The 23,946-nt window shown below is 37.2% G+C and carries 24 protein-coding genes; 4 read left to right on the top strand and 20 right to left on the bottom strand.

The genetic code is table 11. The annotated features are described in order from the left end of the window. The 5 genes from KRODI_RS07985 to KRODI_RS07965 all read right to left on the bottom strand — a co-directional run bounded on the left by KRODI_RS07985 (position 1) and on the right by KRODI_RS07965 (position 6,090). Positions 1 to 1,458, bottom strand: coding sequence for a TolC family protein (locus tag KRODI_RS07985; RefSeq protein ID WP_041295658.1), 1,458 nt, complete (start codon positions 1,456 to 1,458; stop codon positions 1 to 3). Positions 1,459 to 1,597: 139 nt separating this feature from the next. Then, the gene (locus KRODI_RS07980) at positions 1,598 to 2,767 is read right to left on the bottom strand and encodes an efflux RND transporter periplasmic adaptor subunit (RefSeq protein ID WP_013751086.1); all 1,170 of its coding nucleotides are present in this window, start codon (positions 2,765 to 2,767) and stop codon (positions 1,598 to 1,600) included. Positions 2,768 to 2,789: 22 nt separating this feature from the next. Then, a complete protein-coding gene (locus KRODI_RS07975; protein WP_013751085.1) occupies positions 2,790 to 4,049 on the bottom strand; it encodes an ABC transporter permease in 1,260 nt (419 codons plus the stop codon). Between the two features lie 102 nt (positions 4,050 to 4,151). Then, complete coding sequence (locus KRODI_RS07970; RefSeq protein ID WP_013751084.1) at positions 4,152 to 5,396, bottom strand: ABC transporter permease; 1,245 nt, start codon at positions 5,394 to 5,396, stop codon at positions 4,152 to 4,154. Next, complete coding sequence (locus KRODI_RS07965) at positions 5,389 to 6,090, bottom strand: ABC transporter ATP-binding protein (protein WP_013751083.1); 702 nt, start codon at positions 6,088 to 6,090, stop codon at positions 5,389 to 5,391. Before KRODI_RS07965 ends, KRODI_RS07970 begins: the two co-directional genes overlap by 8 nt. 324 nt (positions 6,091 to 6,414) lie before the next feature. Here KRODI_RS07965 and KRODI_RS07960 point away from each other — a divergent pair, with 324 nt between their 5' ends. Beyond that, positions 6,415 to 6,798 (top strand): hypothetical protein, encoded by a 384-nt coding sequence (locus tag KRODI_RS07960; RefSeq protein ID WP_013751082.1) that lies wholly within the window; start codon positions 6,415 to 6,417, stop codon positions 6,796 to 6,798. 94 nt (positions 6,799 to 6,892) lie between these two features. Continuing rightward, on the top strand, positions 6,893 to 9,112 hold the full coding sequence (locus tag KRODI_RS07955; RefSeq protein WP_013751081.1) for a TonB-dependent receptor: 2,220 nt from the start codon (positions 6,893 to 6,895) through the stop codon (positions 9,110 to 9,112). 100 nt (positions 9,113 to 9,212) lie between these two features. On the opposite strand, the gene KRODI_RS07950 is transcribed toward KRODI_RS07955, so the two are convergent. The 9 genes from KRODI_RS07950 to cyoE all read right to left on the bottom strand — a co-directional run bounded on the left by KRODI_RS07950 (position 9,213) and on the right by cyoE (position 17,318). Continuing rightward, positions 9,213 to 11,714: an outer membrane beta-barrel family protein gene (locus tag KRODI_RS07950; protein WP_013751080.1), complete on the bottom strand. Its 2,502-nt coding sequence runs from the start codon at positions 11,712 to 11,714 to the stop codon at positions 9,213 to 9,215. 152 nt (positions 11,715 to 11,866) lie between these two features. Then, entirely contained in the window at positions 11,867 to 12,115 is a 249-nt protein-coding gene (locus KRODI_RS07945; RefSeq protein WP_049783467.1) for a hypothetical protein, read from the bottom strand. A 30-nt stretch (positions 12,116 to 12,145) separates the two neighbouring features. Further along, entirely contained in the window at positions 12,146 to 12,691 is a 546-nt protein-coding gene (locus KRODI_RS07940; RefSeq protein WP_013751078.1) for a DUF420 domain-containing protein, read from the bottom strand. Positions 12,692 to 12,694: 3 nt separating this feature from the next. Continuing rightward, positions 12,695 to 13,429: an SCO family protein gene (locus KRODI_RS07935; protein WP_013751077.1), complete on the bottom strand. Its 735-nt coding sequence runs from the start codon at positions 13,427 to 13,429 to the stop codon at positions 12,695 to 12,697. Between the two features lie 13 nt (positions 13,430 to 13,442). Continuing rightward, positions 13,443 to 14,126, bottom strand: coding sequence for a hypothetical protein (locus KRODI_RS07930; RefSeq protein WP_013751076.1), 684 nt, complete (start codon positions 14,124 to 14,126; stop codon positions 13,443 to 13,445). A gap of 131 nt (positions 14,127 to 14,257) precedes the next feature. Beyond that, a complete protein-coding gene (locus KRODI_RS07925) occupies positions 14,258 to 14,641 on the bottom strand; it encodes a cytochrome C oxidase subunit IV family protein (RefSeq protein ID WP_013751075.1) in 384 nt (127 codons plus the stop codon). A 25-nt stretch (positions 14,642 to 14,666) separates the two neighbouring features. Beyond that, positions 14,667 to 15,644: a cytochrome c oxidase subunit 3 gene (locus tag KRODI_RS07920; RefSeq protein WP_013751074.1), complete on the bottom strand. Its 978-nt coding sequence runs from the start codon at positions 15,642 to 15,644 to the stop codon at positions 14,667 to 14,669. A 120-nt stretch (positions 15,645 to 15,764) separates the two neighbouring features. Next, positions 15,765 to 16,346: a heme-copper oxidase subunit III gene (locus KRODI_RS07915; RefSeq protein WP_013751073.1), complete on the bottom strand. Its 582-nt coding sequence runs from the start codon at positions 16,344 to 16,346 to the stop codon at positions 15,765 to 15,767. After that, entirely contained in the window at positions 16,347 to 17,318 is a 972-nt protein-coding gene (cyoE, locus tag KRODI_RS07910) for a heme o synthase (RefSeq protein ID WP_013751072.1), read from the bottom strand. Positions 17,319 to 17,393: 75 nt separating this feature from the next. Between cyoE and KRODI_RS07905 the strand changes: the two genes are divergently transcribed. Together KRODI_RS07905 and KRODI_RS07900 are read left to right on the top strand one after the other, a co-directional pair. Continuing rightward, complete coding sequence (locus KRODI_RS07905; RefSeq protein ID WP_013751071.1) at positions 17,394 to 18,278, top strand: MBL fold metallo-hydrolase; 885 nt, start codon at positions 17,394 to 17,396, stop codon at positions 18,276 to 18,278. Positions 18,279 to 18,286: 8 nt separating this feature from the next. Next, positions 18,287 to 18,661 carry a glyoxalase gene (locus tag KRODI_RS07900; protein ID WP_013751070.1) on the top strand — a complete coding sequence of 125 codons (375 nt, stop codon included), beginning with the start codon at positions 18,287 to 18,289 and terminating at the stop codon, positions 18,659 to 18,661. Here the strand turns inward: KRODI_RS07900 and KRODI_RS07895 are convergent. From KRODI_RS07895 to gcvH, 6 genes are all read right to left on the bottom strand, one after another. Beyond that, positions 18,658 to 19,074, bottom strand: coding sequence for a hypothetical protein (locus tag KRODI_RS07895; RefSeq protein WP_013751069.1), 417 nt, complete (start codon positions 19,072 to 19,074; stop codon positions 18,658 to 18,660). The two genes, KRODI_RS07900 and KRODI_RS07895, sit on opposite strands and share 4 nt — an antisense overlap. A gap of 97 nt (positions 19,075 to 19,171) precedes the next feature. After that, positions 19,172 to 21,301, bottom strand: coding sequence for a hypothetical protein (locus tag KRODI_RS07890; RefSeq protein WP_013751068.1), 2,130 nt, complete (start codon positions 21,299 to 21,301; stop codon positions 19,172 to 19,174). A 99-nt stretch (positions 21,302 to 21,400) separates the two neighbouring features. Beyond that, on the bottom strand, positions 21,401 to 22,192 hold the full coding sequence (locus tag KRODI_RS07885) for an energy transducer TonB (protein ID WP_013751067.1): 792 nt from the start codon (positions 22,190 to 22,192) through the stop codon (positions 21,401 to 21,403). A gap of 162 nt (positions 22,193 to 22,354) precedes the next feature. Continuing rightward, complete coding sequence (locus KRODI_RS07880) at positions 22,355 to 23,083, bottom strand: energy transducer TonB (RefSeq protein ID WP_013751066.1); 729 nt, start codon at positions 23,081 to 23,083, stop codon at positions 22,355 to 22,357. Positions 23,084 to 23,142: 59 nt separating this feature from the next. Further along, positions 23,143 to 23,532, bottom strand: a complete 390-nt coding sequence (locus tag KRODI_RS07875; protein WP_013751065.1) for a VanZ family protein — start codon at positions 23,530 to 23,532, stop codon at positions 23,143 to 23,145. Continuing rightward, a complete protein-coding gene (gene gcvH / locus KRODI_RS07870; protein WP_013751064.1) occupies positions 23,525 to 23,905 on the bottom strand; it encodes a glycine cleavage system protein GcvH in 381 nt (126 codons plus the stop codon). Before gcvH ends, KRODI_RS07875 begins: the two co-directional genes overlap by 8 nt. Positions 23,906 to 23,946 lie beyond the last annotated feature (41 nt).

Below are 23,946 nucleotides of genomic sequence, written 5' to 3'. Positions count from 1 at the left end.
TTAGAATTTTAGTTCGGTAACTGGAACTCCAAAATAGAGCTCTAATACCTTAATACGGAAAATATAATCATATTTAGAACGCGCAATCTCAATCTGTGCATTATCGTAACGTAATTTACTTTGGCTAAAGTCAAAGGCGTTTGTAAGCCCCACATCGTAGCGATCTTTTGCATATGCATATGCTAGCTCTTGCGACTCTACAGCTATTTTGGCTGCTTCATAACTTTCTCTCGCAGCTTTTGCATCTGTGTATGCTTGATAAACAGCAGTTCTTAGGTTTTGCTCTGCTAGCTCTTTTTGAAACTCTGAGCGCATTACATTTACTTCACTACGTTTTACTTGATTTTTTACACTAAATCCGTTAAACACAGGAACTCTCAAAGATAATCCATAAGAGATACCATCATTAAGGTATAGTTGCTCTATAAATGGTAATGGCCCTATTTCATCAACTCCAGTAATATTAGGAGATAAACTAGTTACAATATCACCGGTGTTACCCACAACTCCAATAGGATTTCCAGAATCAATAAAAGGATTATCAGGATCTATTGATGTATTAAAACCGCTTGATCTATTAGACTCCCTAGTATTATAATTAAAGAATGCATCTAGTGTTGGATAAAATCCCGTTTTACTTATTTCTAAATCCTTTTTAGCTATTGCTTCATTTTGTTCAGCAATCTTAAGATCGTAGCGCGTTTCCTTTGCTGTCTCTATTAATACATCTGCCTGAGTATCTAAAATTCCTTCTCCTTGCACTTCATATTCCCCTTCGGCAATATCAAAGTTGGCAAAGTCTTTAATGTTTAAAAGCTGAGCGAGATTTACGAGTCCTATAGATACTGCATTTTCGGCAGCTACTATACGCTGTCTTTCACTAGCGTCTGTTGCTCTTATTTCAAGTAGATCGCCTCTAGGCAACACACCTCCATCTACAAGTTCTTGTGTACGCAATATTTGCTCTTTAGTCACAGCATTTTGAGTAACAATTACTTTTGCACTTTCTCTCGCTAGTAGTACTTGGAGATAAGAGACTGCTACATTAAGAGCGACATCATCTTTAAGTTTAGCAATATTATAATCTGCTGCGATTTTAGAAAGTTCTGCTCTATCTAATACTTTATGGTTTCTAAAACCATTGATTAAACGCACTCCAGAACTTATCCCAAAAGATGAGTTACGTGTTTGTTGTGTTTCTAAAACTCCAGTAAGTACGTTTTGCGTAAGACCCGTTTGCCAAGAATTTGATGCGGTACCGTTTAAGGTAGGCAAAAATGCTCCTATGGCATCAGAGCGGTCTATGGCTGCAGTCTCTAGATCTAACTCCGTTTGCTGGATGTTAATATTATTATCTATCGCATATTGCACGCATTCTTGCAGGGTCCACTTCTTCTCTTGACTATATGTCGTGAGAGCGAGTAACGCTGTCATACAAAATAAGATGGCTTTTTTCATAATCTTGATTGATGTCCAATATGACTATTGAAACGGTTATATGTTACAAAAACTGTTAATTATTTTTTTTGAGAGGTTGTTACGCTTTCGCGAAAGCGCACTTAAAAAACCTCCTTGCACCTATAAAACAAGGGGTTATCTAGCCTCTACCTCCTCCAAATCCAGTAGGGATTTTAAGCTGGTTCCACACCTTGATATTATCTTCTGCTGTGATTCCGCTCTTTACTTCTACAAAAATACCATCACTCACACCTACTTCTATATCACGACGTTCAAACTCTTGATCGCCTGTAGCGACCTCTACAAATGGCTTCTTAGTCTTAGGATCATATTGTACAAGTGCCTCTTTTATAGAAAGAACATCTGTCGCTTTCTCAAGAATAATACTAGCGTTTGCACTCAGTCCAGCTCTAATAAATGTATCTGAATTTGTACGATCTAATGTTCCTTTAATTTCAAATTGAATCGCTCCATTTTCGGCTACGCCCTTAGGTGCTATATAATCAAGAGTCGCGTTAAAAGTCATATTTTCTATCGCTCCTACGGTGATTTCTAATGGTAAATCTTCTTTTATTTTACCTACCTCACTCTCATCCACTTTTCCTTCAAAAATCATTTTATCTACATCTGCTAGTGTTGCAACCGTAGTTCCATCATTAAAGTTGTTTGCTTCTATAACTTGGTTTCCTGTTTTTACCGGCACGTCAAGAATCATCCCAGTAATAGTAGATCTAATTTGAGTAGTAGCAGCATTACCAAGACCGCTAGTTGTTCCCGTTTTTATAATATCATAATTTTGAGAGGCGCTTGTAAAATTGACTTGCTCCTGCTTTACGCGCTGTTGCGCCTGATTATAAGAATTCTGAATCCCATCAAAATCATTTGCAGAGATTACTCCTTTATCAAAGAGCGCCTTCTGACGGTCATAAATACTTTTTTGATTTGCTAGCGCAAGCTTTGCAGTCTCAACTCCCGTGCGAGCACCTGCAATATTATTCTTTGCATTTGTAAGTGATGATGCATTAGGCACCACCTCAATTTGAGCAATGAGATCTCCTGCCTTGATATTATCTCCAGCCTCTACATAAATCTCTTTAATGATTCCAGACACATTAGGCTTAATAAGTACTTCTTCCTTAGGAACAATACTTCCAGTAGCCACCGTTTTCTTAACAATAGTGCGGCTAGAAGCTTGCTCTGTAGTGTAAACAATAGGGTCTTGCTTATCTTTTGTGTAGATGTACCAGATGCCTACTGCAAATAATATGACGATTACAATGAGTGTAATAATGGTTCCTGTGCGTTTCATGGTATGAGAGGTTGATTGTGTTTTATTCTATTCTTAATGCGTCTATAGGCTTCATTTGTATTGCCCTTGAAGCCGGAATAAATCCAGCTAGTAATCCTGAAACTATCAAAATAGCGAGCGCCACAAAAATGACATTTATATTTACTGATGGATTTGCAAAATTATCTACTTTTCCTACTTGGTCTAAAATGGTATTCATCACCCATATAAATCCAGCGGCAACGGCGATACCAGACATTCCTGAGATAATAGTAAGCACTAAAGATTCTTGTAAAATCTGAGATTTAATCTCCCATGGCGTCGCTCCTAGTGCTCTGCGTACTCCTATTTCTTTAGTTCGTTCTTTTACCACAATAAGCATAATATTACTTATTCCTATCACTCCTGAAAGTAGCACTAATGACCCTACAAAGTAACCTACAAAAGTGAGGATAGAGAATAGCCCCATCACACGACCATATGCTTCTGATAAATCAAAGTGACCTATTGCTCGTTTATCATCAGGGTGGATAGAGCGCTGCTCTCTCATGGTTGCAAATACTTGCTCCTTAATGTCTGTAATATTTATATCTTCACTAGCAGTTATTGCCATCCACCCTACATAATCCCCTCTATTAAAAGCTTGTGAAAATGTGGTAAAAGGCACAAAAATAGTATTTGCATCTTCCTCTGCATCTCCACTACTTTTTGGGTTTTTAAAAGTACCTACCACTAGAAAGTTAACGCCATTTATTTTTATATAGGTATTAAGGACTTCTTCTCCATTATCATACAACCCCTTCACTACATCTTCTCCTATGACGCATATCTTGCGTTTTTCATTAATGTCAGAATATGAGATGTAACGCCCAGAAGTAATGTCTTGAGGCTGCTGTTTTATAAATTCTGGATAATCTCCGTAGATACTAAAAGCTCCTGTTTTTTCATTGCGCGTCACATTGTTTGCACCATTAAATCCTCCAAGTTGATTACGGGGTGAGATATATTTAAGCTCTGGATACTTCTCTCTAAGCACCTCGACATCTTCAAGCTTAAAACTAAATCTTCTTCCCTTAGGTAATCCTTTGTATGATATAGATGTTCCTTGCGACCACATAAACATAGAGTTTGTCGCAAAATCACCAAAATCTGCAGAAACTCCATTCTTAAGCCCATTGGTTAGTGCTAGTAGCAATACCAATATTAAGATTCCCCAGAATACACCAAATGCAGTAAGTAACGTGCGAAACTTATTTGCATTGAGGGCTTCTAATATTTCATTCCAGCGGTCTTTGCTAAACATCTTGTTATACCTTATGAAGGTGTTTTTAGTTAAACGTTAGTTCCTCCTTTTATAACGGGAGTATTTTATGAGTACGCTTTCGCGAAAGCGTGATAGTTAATTTTATTCGTCTCTTAGCGCCTCTATAGGTCTAATATTTGCTGCTCTTCTAGCTGGAATATAACCCGCTAGTGCTCCCGCAACTATTAATATAATCACTGTCGAAATTGCTGTTACAAAATCTACTTGAGGAAACTTAATAAAGTCACTATCTATTTGTGGCCCTATAAGTTCTAATAAACCTACGCCTAGAAACAAACCTAAAAATCCAGCGATTGCGGTAATAAAAATAGACTCTTGTAGTATCATCCCAATGATAGAACTAGGTAATGCGCCTAATGCCTTTCTCACTCCAATTTCCTTAGTGCGCTCTTTTACGATAATGAGCATGATGTTGCTTACTCCTACTACTCCAGCGATAATAGTTCCTATGCCTACAAACCAAAACACCATGCGTATGGTGTCTATAAGGCTATATATTTTTTGTGCTTCTTCAAGATTATAATTTACACGCACCGCGCTTCTATCATCTGGCGCTATCTGGTAGCGTGACTTAATCTCATCTTCAATACCTTGACTCACTGCTGCAGATAGTGCAACGGCCTCATCAAAATTTTCAGACATTTTTACGGTAAATGCCATAGAGCGCAGGTTGTCTCCAGCATTAAATACTCTTTGTGCTGTACTAAGCGGAATAAAAATTCTAGATTCCTCACGCTCACCTCCTGGATCTGTAAAGACTCCAGCTACTAGGAAATTAATCCCACTTATTTTTATGGTTTCTCCTATAGGGTCTGCAGTTTTAAAGAGGTCATTTTTTACCTTCTGACCTATAATCGCAACTTTGATGCCTTCATCTTCGTCCTTTTGAGTAAGAAATCTACCTGCAGAGAGTGTTGCGTTTTCTATAAATTGCTGTCCATAGTTTGCTCCTTCTATACGATAATTACCCGACTCGTTACCATAGTTTACCTGGCCACCCCAGATATTATATAATCCAGTTTTATGCTCTAAGGCCTCACCAAACTTTGTGTTGACATTTTCATAATCACTATTATGCATCTGGATACGCCTACCAGGATTAAGACCTGCATATTCCTTTGTGGTAACACCGGTCCATACATTTACACGACTTTCGGCGTCTTGAGCAAATTGAGTTTTTACTCCTTTTTGAATACCTGTACTAAAACCTAATAAAATCACTAGGATAAAAATCCCTGAAGCTACAGATAGACCAGTAAGAAACGTACGAAGTTTGTTTTTTCCTATGGTCTCAAAAATCTCTTGCCAGCGCTCTACATCAAACATGATTGATTGCCTTTACTTGATTTACGAGTGTATCATCTATAATGCGACCGTCTTTTAGATTTACGATGCGCTTAGTCATCTCTGCGATATCTGGCTCGTGGGTAACAATTAAGATTGTTTTGCCCTCATCATTAATTCCTTGTATGAGATCCATCACCTCATAAGATGTCTTTGTATCAAGTGCTCCCGTTGGCTCATCTGCTAGTAAAACTTTTGGGTCACTCGCTAGTGCACGCGCTATTGCAACACGTTGCTTTTGCCCTCCAGACATCTCACTAGGCAAGTGCGTTGCCCACTGTGCAAGACCTACTTTTTCTAGATAATGCATGGCTCTATCTGTACGCTCTGCACGCTTCATACCTTGATAGTATAACGGCATTGAGACATTATCAAGTGCATTTTTATAATTAATAAGATTAAATGATTGAAAAATAAATCCTAAGAATTTATTACGGTATTGGGCTGCTATTTTTTCATTGAGGTTTTTAATTGGGACATTATCTAGCGTATAATTACCCTCATCTGCCTCATCAAGCATTCCCAGTATGTTTAAAAGCGTAGATTTTCCAGACCCAGAAGATCCCATAATTGAAACTAGCTCTCCCTCTTTTACAGAAAAGTCTATACCCTTAAGAACGTGAAGAGAGTTGCTCCCCATCTGATACGATTTGTGAAGGCCTTGTATTTCAATCATGGTTAATAGTTTATAACAATATTAACGTTTAGCAACTTAAATATTGTGAATTTCTTGTTAAGAGTACTCGATGTCTAAGCTAGCTTTTACGCTGTAAAATGTATTATATAGACTGTTTTTGAGAGTTTCTGTTACACTAACTTATGTTAGCGTTTTGTTAAAGATATTTTTATGCTTTCGCGAAAGCGCAACCCTTTTTTCTTAAACTATTCTTAAAACGAAACTCTCGAGGTCATATTACCGTAAATTCTATAGTAGATTCACACATACAAACTGAAAACTAACCACTACATACCATCCATTACCAAAACTATCGCCTTTTGCATGGCGGTCTTTTGCTTGCTATCACCTATAAAAAAGGTGGTCTTCCAACTTGCGCACAATATTGAACACGCAATCGTTCAAGATAATAATCATAATCCGCCGCATCAACACGCAACCATAACTACCCATCATCACAGTAATGAGGTGTCTACACATCACAGCCACCGTGCTCTTACTTTTCTAAAATTGGTATTTAATAGTAATGACCAGCAACCAGAGCATTTTAAAAGCGATGAAAAGTATAATACAGACAAACAATTGTCACAAACCTATTACCCTACTCTAGCAAGCACTACATCTACTGATACAGTACATAACTGGTGGTATCTAGAGAAAAAATATTCTTCACAAAGAGATTTGTTTAAACAGCCTCCACAACTGTAGTATTCTCACTAAGGAATACTGTTTTTATACTCGCCTATCACTAGGCTAGTCATATAAACACGCACAAATACATTCAAATCTCAAATATAATTATATGAAATTCTTTCTTGGAGTTATCACGATGCTCCTCATTATCCCATTATACGGCCAGTCTATCAAAGGCGTGGTGCTAGATGAAAATGCTAGCCCAATAGAAAATGCAAATATTTTTAATAAAGAATCGGGACAGCATGCACACACGAATGCTACTGGTTTCTTTAGCATTCCTAAAACAAAAGTAGGTGACTCTTTATATTTTTCTAGCTTAGGGTATGAAACCTTTCTTTATGTATTATCAGAAGGTGAAACACAATTGCAAATTAAGCTTGAGCCTAAGTCGTTTTCACTTGACCAAGTTCTGATTGTATCTGAAGTAAACCAATTAAGTAGAATTGTAGATATCGACGTTCAGAATAATCCTGTAAAATCTTCCCAAGAAATTTTACGTAAAGTGCCTGGACTAATTATAGGACAGCATGCAGGTGGAGGAAAAGCAGAACAAATTTTCTTACGTGGTTTTGATATTGATCATGGTACAGACCTCGCTCTTAGTGTAGATGGACTTCCTGTCAATATGGTTTCTCACGCTCACGGACAAGGATACTCAGATTTACACTTTGTGATTCCAGAAACCATACAGAATATAGAATTTGGCAAAGGTCCTTTTAATGCTCAGCAAGGTAACTTTGCAACAGCAGGTTATATAGACTTAAAACTCAAAGATGTTATAGAAGACAATTTAATTACTCTTGAAGTTGGCCAATTTAATACACAACGTTTATCAGGTTTATTTCCAGTACTTAATAAAGAATACAGCTCATTATACTTCGCATCAGAAATATATCTTACTGATGGACCTGTAGACTCACCACAGAACTTTAATCGTCTTAACTTGATGAGTAAATACATTTATGCCAAGCCTGGAGAGGAAGAGCTGGATATTACATTATCACACTTTCAAAGTAAATGGGATGCCTCTGGCCAAATACCTCAAAGAGCTGTAGATGCGGGATTGATAGGTCGTTTTGGAGCAATAGACGATACCGAAGGTGGTACTACAAGTAGAAGTAATATCTCTCTCAACTACACAAAGAACTTAAATGATAGTGACACCTTTAAGACCAATGCGTTTTTATCAAAATATGACTTTGAACTTTATTCAAACTTCACTTTTTTTCTTGAAGATCCAGTAAACGGTGATCAAATAAGACAGCACGAAGACCGTGTATTAATGGGTGTTCAAAGTTCTTTTGAACGCAAGGAGACAGAGGTTGCTGGTTTTAATCTAGATTATCAGACTGGTGTTGGTTTTAGATATGATGACGTAAATGACGTAGAGTTATCACGTACAAGGAATCGTCGTGAGACACTAGAAAATCTATCCTTAGGTGATGTGGATGAGCTTAATGCTTTTGGTTACTTTAATGCCGAATTTAAAAAAGGCGATTGGAACATTAATCCGTCTGTACGTTTAGACTATTTCAAGTTTGACTATGTGAATGAGCTAAGTCCTGTATATGATAATCGTAGTGAAGATAAGGTAGCCTTTAGCCCTAAGCTTAATGTCATTTACACACCGTCTACTACCTTTCAATATTTCCTCAAAACAGGTATAGGCTTTCACTCTAATGACACACGCGTAGTTGTAGCAAATGAAGGTGAAGATATTTTACCTGCAGCTTATGGTTTTGATATAGGTACTATTATTAAACCAGCCGACCGTCTTGTGGTTAATGCTGCCTTATGGAGCTTATTTCTAGACCAAGAATTTGTGTATGTAGGTGATGCTGGAATTGTAGAGCCTAGTGGACGCTCTCGCAGAGTAGGTGTTGAGCTAGGTGCTAGATACCAGTTTAACGATTGGTTATATGCATACTCAGATGTAAACTATACGTATGCTAGAAGTACAGATGAACCTAATGGGGCAGATTTAATACCACTAGCACCAGACCTTACAGCAGTAGGAGGGATAAGTGTAGACAATCTAGGTGCATTTTCTGGATCGCTTTCTTACCGTTTTATTGATGATAGAGCAGCAAATGAAGATAACTCAATCGTAGCAGAAGGTTATTTTGTTACAGATATGAATCTTAACTATAAAGTAAAAAACTGGACGTACGGAATTGTAATAGAAAATCTATTTGACACTGAATGGAATGAAACTCAATTTGCTACAGAAAGTAGATTATTTAATGAAACACAGTCTGTAGAGGAAATTCACTTTACACCGGGTGTTCCTTTCTATTTACGAGGAAGAATTTCAGTTTCTTTTTAATAAGAAAATTTATAGAATTCTTAAAAAAGTAAAAAGGTGGACGGCTATACCGTCCACCTTTTATATTTGTGTAGCTACGCTTTCGCGAAAGCTAAAAAGTCTATCCTTCAAAGTCATCATCTGCCTCTCCACCTCCACGGCTACCACGTTCACGCTTCTTCTTTTGATTAAATCTATACGTAAATGCTAGATTGACTGAACGAACTCTAAATTGAAACTCGCTGTCACTTGTAAAAGAATCTGTTGTTGTAAATGATTGTCGTTTACTTGAGTTAAATACATCGCTTACATTTAAAGCGAGTGTAGCGTTATCATTGAGTATGTCTTTGCTAAAAGCTAAGTTTGTAAATAAGAACCCTTCTGTATCAGTTTGTGCGTTATTGCTTGGACCTCTATAAAAGATATTAGTTTGCCAGTCAATTTTATATGGCAAGCTCACTTTTGCACTTCCTCTTGTGAAGAAGCTAAAGTTACTTGCACCATAATCTACTCCATTAAAAGAACCATTAGTTTCAAACAAGAATGCATTTGCACTTAAGTTTAATCTTAACCATTTATTAGGATTATATAAAACACCTAACTCTGCTCCATAACGTTCGTTTGTACTTAGGTTAATAGGTAGCGTTCTAATGATAGGCACTCCGTTTGCAGTAACTAATCCTGTATCTTCTTGAATACGCTCGAAAGAATCTGTTTCATACTGGTAATACACAGATGAAGTCAACGTCAATTTATCCCATCTTTTTAAGTATCCTAAATCATATGCACTTGCAAATGATGGAACAAGATCTGGATTTCCTTGAAAGATGTTTGCTTCACTTGAACGTGATGGGAAAGGATTAATAAAACGACCTCTTGGTCTGTTGATACGCCTGTTAAAACCTAGCGTGATATTCTCACGCTCATTAAACTCATACGTTAAATTTAACGTAGGGAATAAACCATCTGTTTGGTTATCAAAATCAAGATTAGTACCTAGTGGATTGTCATCAGATATTACTGCATCTACAGTTCCTTGCTGTCTTGTATTTTCATAACGCAAACCTGCTAAGAAAGAAAAATCACCAAACTTATCTCCATACTGTGTATAGAAGGCATGCACATCTTCTTTATAGGTAAAGATATTAGATAGTCCGTTATCTCTAATAAAAGTACCACCCGCAACATCTTCTTCTAATAGCGTATAATCTGTTTCTGTCTCTTCAAAATTTCCTCTATACCCTAACTCAAATTGAGCGGTCTCTCCTATAGGGCGCACATAGTCTACCTGTGCTAAGTACTCCTTTTGATTTTCAATCTGTGTGATAGCTTCTGTAGGTAAATTTTCTAAAGTTGGGAAAGAGTTAAACTCTGTAATGATTGATGTTTCTGTTTCCTCATCTCTTGCATATTGTAATGCAGCTGTAAGCTCATGCCCAGACTCATCAAACTTTGTAATAGAATTAAGTGAGAATTGATAGGTCATATCTTCTTCATTCTCGCGCTCAAGTCTAGTTCTTGATACAGTCAATTCATTATCTGGTGTAAACTCATTTGTTAAGTTATCTGTACCAGAATCATTATCCCCTAATCTTAAAAAACCACTTGCCGTTACAGATGTTTTTTCTGTTAGAAAATATTCAATACCTAGGTTAGTATTGAATCCTCCACGGTTTCTATCAAACTCTCTATCCTCTCTAAGAATACGGTCTATCTCACTTGTAAAGTTCTGCTCACCATCTGCTCCTATTTCTGATACAAAGTACTGATTCTCGGCTGCAGCGTTGCCTGGAGAAGTACGTTTACTGTAACCTGTGGTATTAAAAATATTGAATTTATCCGTTCTCAGGTTTATATTCCCTGTGATTCCATAACGTTCTGGGTAACCTACATTAGTCTGTATAGAACCATTAAGACCTAATGTTTTCTCTTTCTTAAGTATGATGTTGAGTATACCCGCTGTACCTTCTGCGTCATATCGAGCAGATGGTGATGTAATCACTTCTACACGTTCGATGGCGTCTGCTGGTAGTTGACTTAGAGCGTCTACAGATCCAAAACCTGCAATGGCCGAAGGTCTTCCATTAATCAAAATGCGCACATTACCATTACCTCTTAAGGCTATCGCTCCATCTACATCTACCGTAACTGATGGCACATTACTAAGTGCATCACTTACTGTTGCGCCGCTTGTAGTAAGATCTTTTCCTATATTATATATCTTTTTATCTAGTCGCACTTGTACTTCTGTAGTCTCTGAGCGCACAATTACTTCATCAAGAGATTGAGAATCTATAGCTAGTGTCTGTGTAGGCAGTGTAGTATCTTTAGTAAGACGTTGAGCCGGAAGGACCTTTGTTTCAAACGAGATGAACTCAAACTTAACATCATAAACACCTGCTGGTATTTCTATACTGTATTTTCCAGAAGGGTCTGTAATTCCTCCCGTTACTACTTTCCCATCTGCAGTAGCAAATGATACTGTTGCATACTCTAAAGGTATGTTAGTCTCCGCCTCCATTACTGTACCAGTAATAACAACATCTGGTCGATCCCCTCCAGGTCGCTGTGCTACAGCAACTAAAGAAAATGACAGTAATAAAAAGGTAATAAAATTTTTCATCCGTTTAAAAGTTTGGTTCTAAAATTAGACACGCAAATTACGGATGGGTTTAGTCGAGTTGTCCTAAGGTTTTGTTAAAGAATAAAACTATTAAACCTCAAAGAAATTAATAGGGAAACTTATTGAGGTTAAGTAATAAAAAAGCAACTTCTTTATGAATCAGTTTGTTCATCTTGTGGTTCAGTCGAAGCATTTTTTTTGGATTTATAAACGAAGTAGAAAACACCACCCACAAGGATATATGGAATTACCATAAGGTACTTTATACCGTTGTTTATTCCTTTGGCAGTACTATTATCTTCTTCAGATTCTAAGACTGCACGACACATAGCACACTGAGTAGTAGATGCTACCACTGTTGCATTTAAGTCCGCTTTCGCGAAAGCGCAACAGAAAAACATTACAACTAGTACTTGTTTAAGATTTTTCATCTAGTGGATGTAATAAGGAGAGATCATTAAATACACAACAACGCCAGTAATTGCAACATACAACCATATAGGAAAAGTGATGCGTGCGAGCTTTCTGTGTTTATCAAAACGCTCTGCGAGTGCTCTTACATATGTAAACAATACTAATGGTATGATAATTATAGATAGTGCTATGTGCGTTATCAAAATAAAGAAATACACATAACGTATGATACCCTCACCTCCAAAACTTGTAGAGTCTGATGTCATGTGATAAGCAACGTACATCAATAAAAAAAATACAGATAACCCAATGGCAGTCTTCATTAAACGCTCATGAAGTGTGCGATTTCCATTTTTTATGGCGCGCACCGCTAGTATCAAGACAATAGCTGTAAGTCCGTTTATAGTAGCGTAAACTGGAGGCAAGAATGTAAGTGGCTCTACATCTATACCATAATCCTTAAGCTTAATACCAAATAATATAGCAACGGCTATAGGAATCACTATGGATAAAATAATGATCCAAACTCTGTATTTCTTTTCTGTAGGGTTAAGTGTACTCATAATCTATTTAAGTAATTTCTGTATATCTTCAATAAGTATATCTATCTCTGGCGTTTCTCCTCCTTCTGGCACATTATCATCCATAGGGACAAATCCTCTGTAATAAGGTTTAGCATTGCCATATGGGTCTAATCTAGAGCGTATGAAACCATTTTGATCAATAAGTGCAAACAGTCCTGAGTGGTATAAGTCACTCTCATCTCCTTCTTCATTAGTAGCAAGATAAAAACCTTCATTAGAAAGTTTTCTAATAGCGGAACGATCTCCAGTCATAAAGTTCCAGTTAGGGTTTGTCACTCCGTATTCCTCTTGATACTTTTTAAGTACCTCTGGCTGGTCATGTTCTGGATCTATAGAGAAAGAAGCAATCCCAAAATCATCGCGTCCTTCAAACCTCTGCGATATTTCGATTAAATTATGACTCATAGGGATACAAATGTCGGTACACCTTGTAAAAAAGAACTCTACTAGGTATACTTTCCCTTTATAATCTGCATTTGTGATGGTATCGTTGTCTTGATTTACAAATGAAAATGGAGGCACTTTTCTATCTACTCCACCTTGATTAATATAGATCAAACCATCTGGCGCTTCATTAATCTTCTCACCACCATCTTGATGCATTCTACCACCGCGAGAGACATCATCATTTGCTATGCGCTTGTAAATCTTTGGGATTACAATGATCCCAAAAATGAGTACAATGGCAGCTATTCCTATGTATGTATTTTTTCTCATGACTTAATAGCTATTATTTGTTCTCTCTGCGTTGCTCAATTTTAGGACTGGCATTATTATTCTTCTTAAGTGCCAGTCTATATTCTGCCAGTAATATTTTTACGTCATCCTTAAGATAGCCCATTTCTACAGCTTGTGTGAAATCATAGCCATATACATTTGCTTTCTTTTCCTCGTGACCAGAACGTAAAGCTCTTGCCTTATCTATTACAAACACATTGGGATGCCCACCATCATTCATCATAGATAAAGAGGTGCCAAGGCTATTAAAATGCTCTTGAGTTTGTTGCTTTGATGCTACGATGAAGCGCATTTTTGACGTGTCAAAAATACGTGATAATTCTGCTCTTAAATTATCTATAACTTCCTCACTTCCTTTGTTTACAAATAAAACTAATTGAAAATCTGTATAACGCTCAAAGTATTTGAATATCATCAAATTCAAATTTGCCGTATACCCTTCATTGCTTTTAAGCCCATCACCTAGGTAACCAACTAAAGTAATATGATCATCAAATGTAAGTGGAGATTCTGGTGTGTCTTCTGTTCTAATTTCTTGTTTTGCATATCTGCTTATGTCGTCTACCTCTTGTGTAAGAAGAGGTAAGTTTGCAAAGTTGTAAACACCAGACGCAAAGAAGAGATAAATGAGCACTGGCAGCACAAAAAGTGATATGAGAACGATTTTCTTTTTCATGTTTACAAAGATAAATCTCAAGAAGTAATCGAGCTTATAATTGTTTTCAATTTTTATGAAATAACGCTTTCGCGAAAGCGCAATAATTAAGACATAAAAAAAGCGACTCGAAAGTCGCTTTTAATTATTTATTAGAAATCCCAGCTCTGGAATCCATTGTTGTAAACTTCAAAGATATAATCACCTTCCGTAAGTAAAATGAATACTAAGTAACAAATAAGGAAGATACCTGTCCAAACTACTGCTCTACGTAATCCTTTAACTTCGTCACGCATGTGCATGAAATCCCAGGTAATATAATATGCCTTTACAATAGTAAGGATAATGAAAATCCAGTTAAGAAGTTTCATTCTTATAAAGGTTGTTTCTAGTAAAAACTCTGGCTTTATAATACCTAGAACAACTTCTACAGCTGTGATAATCGAAAGAAATATAAGTACTCCCCAGATTTTCTGAATGTTATTCTTGAACTTTAATGTTCCTCTAAATATTGCAAGTTTATGTTCGTGTGCCATAATATATAATAGTCTGAAAGGTAAATTAAACTAGGTAGAAGAATGTAAATACAAATACCCATACAAGGTCTACAAAGTGCCAGTATAAACCAACCTTTTCAACCATCTCATAGTGTCCTCTTCGCTCATAAGTTCCAAGAACTACGTTAAAGAAAATAATGATATTGATCATTACACCTGAAAATACGTGGAATCCGTGGAAACCTGTAATAAAGAAAAAGAAGTCTGCAAAAAGTGGTGCTCCATATTCATTATGAATAAGGTTTGCTCCTTCTACTACAAGCTTTCCATCTCTAGATAGTTTTGCAAGAGACTCTTCTCGTGACAATACCGTCTTCTCACCATTTTCTGTAAGTGTCTGGATGCGTATCAATGCGTTAGGAGTAGCTTCAAAACCAGCTTTTACTTCTTCAATTGAATATGTAGTAGGTGTCGCCTCGTCTGAGAACCAAATTCCATTTTTATTAAGGTGTTGCTCACGCTCTCCTACTTGTGTAATAGCGAAGTCGCCAAGTGCCATACGATTACCATCTGTATCAACGAACTGGAGTATTTTACCACCCTTTGTTTCTACGGCACCATAATCACCTTTAATGAACGTAGCCCATTCCCATCCTTGTGATCCTACGAAGATAATACCACCTATGATGGTAAGGAACATGTAGAATGCTACGCTTTTATGCTTTAAGTGATGTCCAGCATCTACAGCAAGTACCATGGTTACAGAAGACATAATCAAAACAAACGTCATAAACGCTACGTATATCATAGGGAAATTCCCATGTATGAAAGGTACGTGTGTAAATACTTCGTCGGCTATTGGCCAAGCATCAATAAATTTAAATCTTGAAAAACCATATGCGGCTAGAAAGCCCGAAAAGGTTAATGCATCTGATAAGATGAAAAACCACATCATTAGTTTTCCGTAGCTCGCTCTTAGTGGTTGATTACCACCACCCCAAGTTGTTCCCTCGGCGTCGTTGTTTGTCACTGTCGTGTCCATTCGTAAGAATTGGTTAATTTAATGGTTGCAAAAATAAGTATTTTATGTTCAGATATCAACTTTGAAGCCTCGATTTATAATCGTTTTAGATACGTATTTATAAAACAATGTACCGCTAGTTTACTTTGTGATAAATAAAAGCACAAATAAAAATACCCAAAGAATATCTAAAAAGTGCCAAAACGTTACTCCTAGTGTTAATCCTAAATGTTCTGCTGCAGAATATTTACCTCTTAAATGATTGATAATTACTGTAATTAAAGATATAAAACCAGCAATAAGGTGTGCAATGTGCACTGCAATTATAAGAAAGAAAAACGTAGTTGTAATATTACTAGACGCTCCCGTAAAATAATATCCTTGTTCTTGAAACGCACTAAAGCCTGCAAACTGGGAAACCACAAATCCTATTCCTAGCGCTAGTGTAAGCATTAAAAACAAAGTTCCCATTGAATTTTTACCGCTTATAATAGCATTTTTGGCAAGATGTATCGTGATACTACTTATTACGATTAACACTGTAGAAACTATAAGCGCCTGCGGAAAATCATAGTTTTCTAACCAGTCACGACGTTCCATACTTACGATATATGCACTCGTAAGTCCTGCAAATGTCATACACAAACTTATAATCCCAAACCACAACATCTGCTTTTTAGCACGATCTAGTTTCAACTTTTCACCTCCTTGAGTATAATCCATCTATCTTAAAAATTTATCTATTACAAAAACAATTTGAAGTAGTGTAATGTAAGTCACACTTGAAAGCATTAGTCGTTTGGCTGTTTTTGCATCTCTGTTTTGGTACAATTTAATTGCCCAATACAGCATAAATAATCCTAGTGCCCCAACGATAATTGCAGACACAGGTGTTAAAAATAAATCTCCAGTTACCCCAAATGCAGGTATTATCGAGATAAGTACTGTCCATACCGTGTATAACACGATTTGAACTGCAGTTCCTTTATCACGTTTTCCCGTAGGCAACATAGCAAAGCCTCCTTTTTTATAGTCATCAAAAAGAAACCACCCTATTGCCCAAAAATGAGGGAACTGCCAGAAAAATTGTATCATAAATAACGTCCCAGGCTCTATACCAAAATCGTTAGTAGCAGCAACCCAACCTAACATGTAAGGTATCGCCCCTGGAAATGCCCCTACAAAAACAGATAAAGGTGTCTTCGTTTTTAAGGGAGTATATAACAGTACATACATAAATATAGAAATCCCTCCAAACATTGCTGTCTGAGGATTTATGTAATACAATGTTCCTAAACCTAGAATCGTAAATGTAATTGCTATTAAGAGCGCCTTTTGCTTAGACATCCTTCCGGAAGCTACAGGTCTATTTTTTGTGCGATCCATCAATGCGTCTAGATCTTTCTCTAGCACCTGATTATACGCATTTGACGCGCCTACCATAAAGTAGCCTCCTACAGCTAGCAGCAACACAATAAACCAGTCTATCTCTGTGGCTCCAAGAAAATATCCTGCAACACTAGAAAACACTACGCTTATAGATAAACGCATCTTTGTGATTTCTTTAAAATCGTACCAGGCAGAGTAGGTATTCGTATGTATGGCGACGTCGCTCAAAGACAGTAGGTTTAGCAATTTTTTAAGTGGTGCAAAGATACTGCCCAAAAGGAATCTGCACAACAAAACGACAAGCATAATAGGTTGTTAAAATTACGCTTTCGCGAAAGCGCAACTACATCAATACGACTACCTTTATAAAAAAACTTAAAAATGAAACACTTTACACTCATTATCATCGCACTAATAACTGCTGCAGCTACTGCACAAGGACGTTTTGACGATGTACAAATTACTGTTGAAAAAGTTACAGATCACATCTACATGCTTCAAGGAGCTGGTGGAAACATAGGAATCTCTACTGGAAAAGATGGCGTATTTATGATAGACGATCAGTTTGCTCCTCTGAGCAAGAAAATCACCGCTGCCATTAAAACCATATCTGACCAGCCTGTGAGTTTCTTGGTCAACACTCATTTTCATGGTGACCACACTGGAGGAAATCTAAATTTTGAGGCCGCTGGAGCAATGATTGTAGCTCACGATAATGTACGCAAGAGATTAGCAGCCGATGAGAAAACGGCTAGTGCGGGACTCCCAGTAATCACTTTTAGTGAAGATGCTACTTTTTACCAAAATGACGATGACGTATTTTTAACCCATGTACATAATGCACATACAGACGGAGATGCGCTTGTTTATTTTGCTCAGAGTAATGTGCTACATACTGGAGACACCTTCTTTAACGGTAACTTCCCTTTTATAGATACAGACCGTGGCGGAAGCATCCAGGGAGATATTGACGCAGCAAAGAAAGGACTTATGCTTATCAATGAGGATACTAAAATAATTCCTGGTCACGGAAAGTTAGCAACAAAAGCAGATTATCAAAAATATCACGATATGCTAGTAAACGTTTACACTTCAGTTTTCAAAGCTATAGAAAGCAATAAAACCCTTGAAGAAGTAACCGCAATGGAGTCAATCACATCTGAATATCTTACAGACGAAGAAAGCGCAAAGAGCTTTATTACTGGGCCAAAATTTAGAAGCACTGTTTATAAAAGTATCTTAGAGAATATTGAGATTAACAAATAATATAAATTATGAATCCTATTGCCAAATCCATTAGGCCTTTTATAGGTACTGCAGACTTTGATTCCTCCCGAAGGTTTTATACTTCAATTGGTTTTAAGGAAACTATCATCTCCTATAACATGTCACTATTCACAATGGATAACTTTGGGTTCTACTTGCAAGATGCCTTTGTAAAAGATTGGATAGACAACACAATGGTATTTCTAGAAGTGCAACATCTAGATGAATATCTCAATCACCTCGAATCTCTTGATTTGACTTCATTATTTAAAGGCGCAAAGATTTCAAAAATTGTTGAAAATGACTGGGGACGAGAGTTTTTCTTACACGATCCGTCTGGCGTGTTGTGGCACATTGGATCCTTTACAAATCGCACATCTTAATCTACAATATACTCCACAGAATCATACACTAAAGCCGACCAACCATAGTCGGCTTTTTGTTTGTTGAACTTTAAGCCTATTAGCTGCGCGCCTTGATATCCTTTAGCTCTATCTATTTCAATATGATTTGCATCTTCCTCTGAAATTACCAAACATAACTTCCCGCAGAATGCATTACCATAAGCAGTAACTACAAGGTAATGTTGCCCAAAGATTTCTTCGCGCATTTCATAATAATAATCTACTTCTGGGCTTTCCTTTATCAAGCGATAGAGCTCTGCTTGATATTCCTTACTATTATATGAGTTTGCAGCAAGAATGTTATTGCGCTGTGCGCTTTGACAGTTCTCTTCCTGACAAGAAAATAAGAAACATAGCACTATTATCCCCAAGGCGGTGATTCTAGATAACATATTGTTTTAGTGATTGATGAAGTAGTTTCTTGTCTAGAGCTATAACGACTTCATAATCGCAAATATTACACAATCACTTAACAATGCTAGCTAGATTTTAATAATCATAATACCAATTAAACAAATCTGTTCTAAAACCTATGTTGAGCCACAGCGTGCTGGTATCAAATGTATTTGGCGCATCTTGAATATCTGCGGTTACACTACGATAGATAGGGTTTGCATATACTTTTAAGTTGGTTGCAGGGTTTATTAAATACCCTAGCTCAAGATCTGCATACAGGCTATTAACCTTATTTCCTTGAAAGAATGCAATCCCATCGTCTGATGGCCTGTTTTCATCATTTCCATAAATACTTCCTCCGTAGTATACTTCATTGATATCTCCTATCTCAACACCTCGAGCTCCTACAATAAGTTTTGCTGTTCCATACCATCGTTCTCTTTCATAACGAGCAATCCCAATAAGCTCTTTAAAATTTGCTCCCCATTGATGTGCCAGCGACTGGTTTGCATGCCCATAATTAAGTTGGATCTCATTATTAGAATATACATAAGGACGCACTTGGCTGTACTCACCTTGCAATGTCAAATTCTTAACTCCAAAAGCATCATAATACTTTGCTCCTATCTGGAAGCCTTGTTTGTTTTTATAGCTTTGATTTCCGCCTATCACATCACTAGCCGAAAACTCATCTATAACAACTTGCCCATACACATTTACGCGATCATTCACTTTATACTTTCCGGTTAGCCCTATAAGCGCATTACCACCGCGAGAACCCGTAGAGAACTCTATTGCTCTGTAAAAAATCACAGGATTTAAGAAATTAAAATCAAAACCTCTTCCATTTTCATCTTCCCATATTACAGATTCAAAAAATCCCACATTAAGTTTCTTACTTAAGTTCCAGCTTAGATAATGATTACTCATGAACTTGGTTCTAAAAGCACCGTCTGCTGTGGTTTCTGGACGCACATCACGCAGTGATGTCCACGTATTTGTGTACTTAAATTTCCAAAAGGTTGTATTGAGTTTTAAATATGGAAAATAACTCGCATTATCACTAAGCAATAGCGATCTGTAACCATCTCCTATAAACTGCTTTCCATGACCTAGCTGAATATTAAAATACTTGCTAGGTGTGTATGAAATATAACCTTCGGCTACTGGGTAGTCTAAGTCTCCATTTGTGCCTTCCTTTGCAATACCACGACCGGGCACCACCGCAGGATTACCACCATCTGGTCTTAGTGATCTAGCAAAAGAATCAAAGTATCGAGGAAAACGACCCTGACTCTCATATACAGCAGCAAAAAAATTGAGCTTCTTTCCTAACCCACCTTGAATATAAACTGCACGAGTGTTGTTATAGGTGAAACTATCAGACTTTAACTTGTCGGTTTCATATCCCAATTGCAAATCGGCTGCGGGGTCTAGGGTTATCCAGTAATCCTCTCCTTGTATTTGCACCATATGCTCGTTAGACCATTTTCTCCCAAACCACGTTTTCTTTTCTTTCTTGAGCGCATCTGTCTTCTCCTGAAAATTATAATATGGATTTACAGTTTGATACAGATAAGGTTTACTTGCCGTATGCGCATTAGTCCCTACAAGATTCAACTCTTGATCAAACCTACTATAAACCTGATGCGAGAAAGGAATATTCAACTGACTCGTATACTCATTTGCTGGATTAAATTTTTGATTTTGAATACGGTCATATTCATCCTGCATTGGGTTTTTAAGCGGTGTTTCTTTTTTTGCTTTCGCGAAAGCGTCACCTTCATTATCACCACTATTCATCTCACCTATTTTATTACGTGATAGTGGCAACAGCACAGGCATTGTAAATTGCATATAGGTAGGCTCACCGTTATATGTAGCCGGATCAATTACAGGTAGTTTATCGAAAACATCTTGCGCCGAAGTCTTAAGTGATGCAAAGACGGCATCTGTATACAGTAGCTTAAAAGCGCCCTCACGAGTAACTTCAAACAAAATCACCATCTTACCCTCGTAATTTTCCTCCTTAACCTCTGCTGGGACTTCAAGATTATCAATTATAAATGAAATAAAAGTTTCATTAAAACAAGCCGCAACTTCGCTCACTGGCAAGTCGGCACATTCTGGAAAAACGGGATACTTTTCATAATCACTAGTGGTTACCTGAGCGGTAAGACTACAAGTAGCGAAAATGAATAAAAGAAATACATATTTATGCATGGATGTAGGCGTAATAATTACGCACGAAAGATAGGGTTTTATACACAAAAAATCCCGTTGCGAGAGGCAACGGGATTATAGTAAAAATGTTCTTATAATTTAATCTTCTATTTGAAATGAGATAGGTAATGAAAAAAGTACCGCAACATTCTCACCTGCTTGTTTTCCAGCAGTCATGTCAGGTAGCAACTTTGTAACTCGCAAAGCCTCTTCTTCAAGTTTTGGATGAGGGGCTTTAGCATTTACATCCACTACTTTTCCAGAAGCATCAATTTTAAATGTCACAAAGATTCTATTTACTCCAGAGAGGCCTAGACCTTCTCCTCTTTCTGCTCTGAACTTTTTAGATACAAATTTAGAAATCTTGGCACTCATGCAATCCTTGCGTTCATCATTTGAGCTTAAACCTTCACAACCTGGATACAAAGGAGCTGTCTCCACTAGAGAAAATATTTTGGCTATTGGCTCATCGTCTACCGTATCATCATAATCAGGAATACGTGGGTCTACAATAGGATCATCTGTGGCATCTGTTGGCTTGAGATCATCTTCAAGGAACTTGGAATCATCTTCCTTTGTCTGGACGTTCTCAAGAATCTTAGGCTCTTCAATTTTTGGGAGCTGTACTTTTCTTACAACTTCCCTTTTAGGTTGCTCTACTTTAACTTGGTCAAGAGTAAAAATTTGATCTACGTTTTCCCGCTCTACCGCTATCGCCAGTTTCTTTTCTGGAGTACGCATTTCGATAAAGAAGATGGACGCTAGAAGTGCTAAGATTAACCCAATTTGAAAATGAAGCGTGGGATTTCTTCGTAAATTTGCCTCGTGCTTGCGGCTTGATTTGTACACGCTGTTTTGGCGAACAGCAGTGCTTTCTTTGGAATTTTCCATAAGATATAGTTTTAAAAATGTTGAACAATTCTTAAAACGAATCAATAAGCAAGCCAAAATTGAGGTCACCTTAGGGCGGCCTCTTTTTTTTTTGATATAAGACACAAAAAAACCATCTCATTGCTGAGATGGTTTTTTTAATATTTAAAAAGTCTTTATGACTTAGTCTTCTACTTTAAATGTAATAGGTAGTGAGTATAAAACCCCTACTGGCTTACCACGTTGCTTACCTGGTGTCATTTTAGGTAATAACTTAATTACACGCTCTGCTTCTGACGCAAGACGTGGGTGTGGTGCACGAGATCTGATGTTTACGATTCTTCCAGTTTTATCAATCTTAAAACTTACAAAGATTCTGTTTACACCAGATAGACCTAAATCTGAACCTAACTCTGTGTTGAACTTCTTGTTTACAAGCTTGCTCACCTTTTCAGACATACAGTTCTTACGATCATTGTTGTTAGTCATAGACTCACAACCAGGAAAAATAGGCACATTTTCAATAACTGCAAACGGTACATCTGCAATCTCCTCTTCTTCTTCCACAATCTCTACATCCTCTACTTCAACGATTTCCTCTTCGGCATCTGTTTCTGTAGACTCTATAATTGTTTCTTCTATTTCTTCTTCATCCTCTACTACCTCAATGATTTCCGGTGCTGGTGGCGGCGGTGGTGGCGGTGGTGGTGGTGGAGTATTCAACTCCGTGATTGGAATTTCTTCGTCGTCTAGATCATCAAGATCAAGCTGACCAATATCAATAGCCACATCATCATAAGTCTTCCACTCGATGGTGATGTACGTTAGTGCGAGTACTGCAATGAGTCCTAGCTGAAAAAACAGCATGCTTCTCTTGCGAAGGTCTGCTTTGGGATTTTTCTTGGGTTCCATAATTAAAGTATTAGTAGAGAGCTAAAATAGCAAAATAAATCTCAGTTGTGAAACTAAAATTACGATTTTAACCCTTTAAATTTCTTAAAAAATAGTAGAAATGTTAAACTTCCGAGTATTACACCTATACTATTTGCAAGTACATCCCACACATCAGGCGTTCTGTATGTAGTTGCACTGCCTTGTAATAACTCAATCACTGTGCCATATATCACTAATGCTAATGCAATTGCTATATAAAACATGGGCTTTGCCCATTTCTGCGTTGCAGAGGTTTTTACGATATGAAAATAACTCAGCCACAGGATAGCTAAACCAAAATAAGCTCCTAAATGTAGGAGCTTATCTATATTGGAAATATTAGTATCTATTTTTACAGGCTTAACAAGGGATCCTATGCTCAATGCACAAGTATATGCTATCGCCGTAAAACCAATGAGTTTATCCACCTATAAGTTCTTTGTAAGCATCTGCGCTTAAAAGCTCATCTACTTGTGAAGCGTCAGAAAATTTGATTTTAATCATCCATCCTGCTCCATAAGCATCGCTATTTACAGTTTCTGGCTCATCTTCTAGACCTTCATTAAAAGCTACAATCTCACCAGAAAGCGGTAAGAAAAGATCAGAAACGGTCTTTACTGCTTCCACAGTTCCAAAAACCTCATCTCTATCAAGAGTTTCATCAAGAGTTTCTACTTCTACGTAAACGATATCTCCTAGTTCTCCTTGTGCAAAATCTGTAATTCCCACTACGGCTACGTCACCTTCTATGCGTACCCACTCGTGATCTTTCGTGTATTTTAACTCTGCTGGTATATTCATCTTAGTCTGTATTAGTTTGATTTAATTCCGCTTTCGCGAAA

This window comes from Dokdonia sp. 4H-3-7-5 (assembly GCF_000212355.1).
In the GTDB taxonomy this organism is placed as follows: Bacteria; Bacteroidota; Bacteroidia; order Flavobacteriales; family Flavobacteriaceae; genus Dokdonia.
Note: the sequence above shows the minus strand (reverse complement) of the source record. Positions and strands in the feature narration are given on the sequence as shown.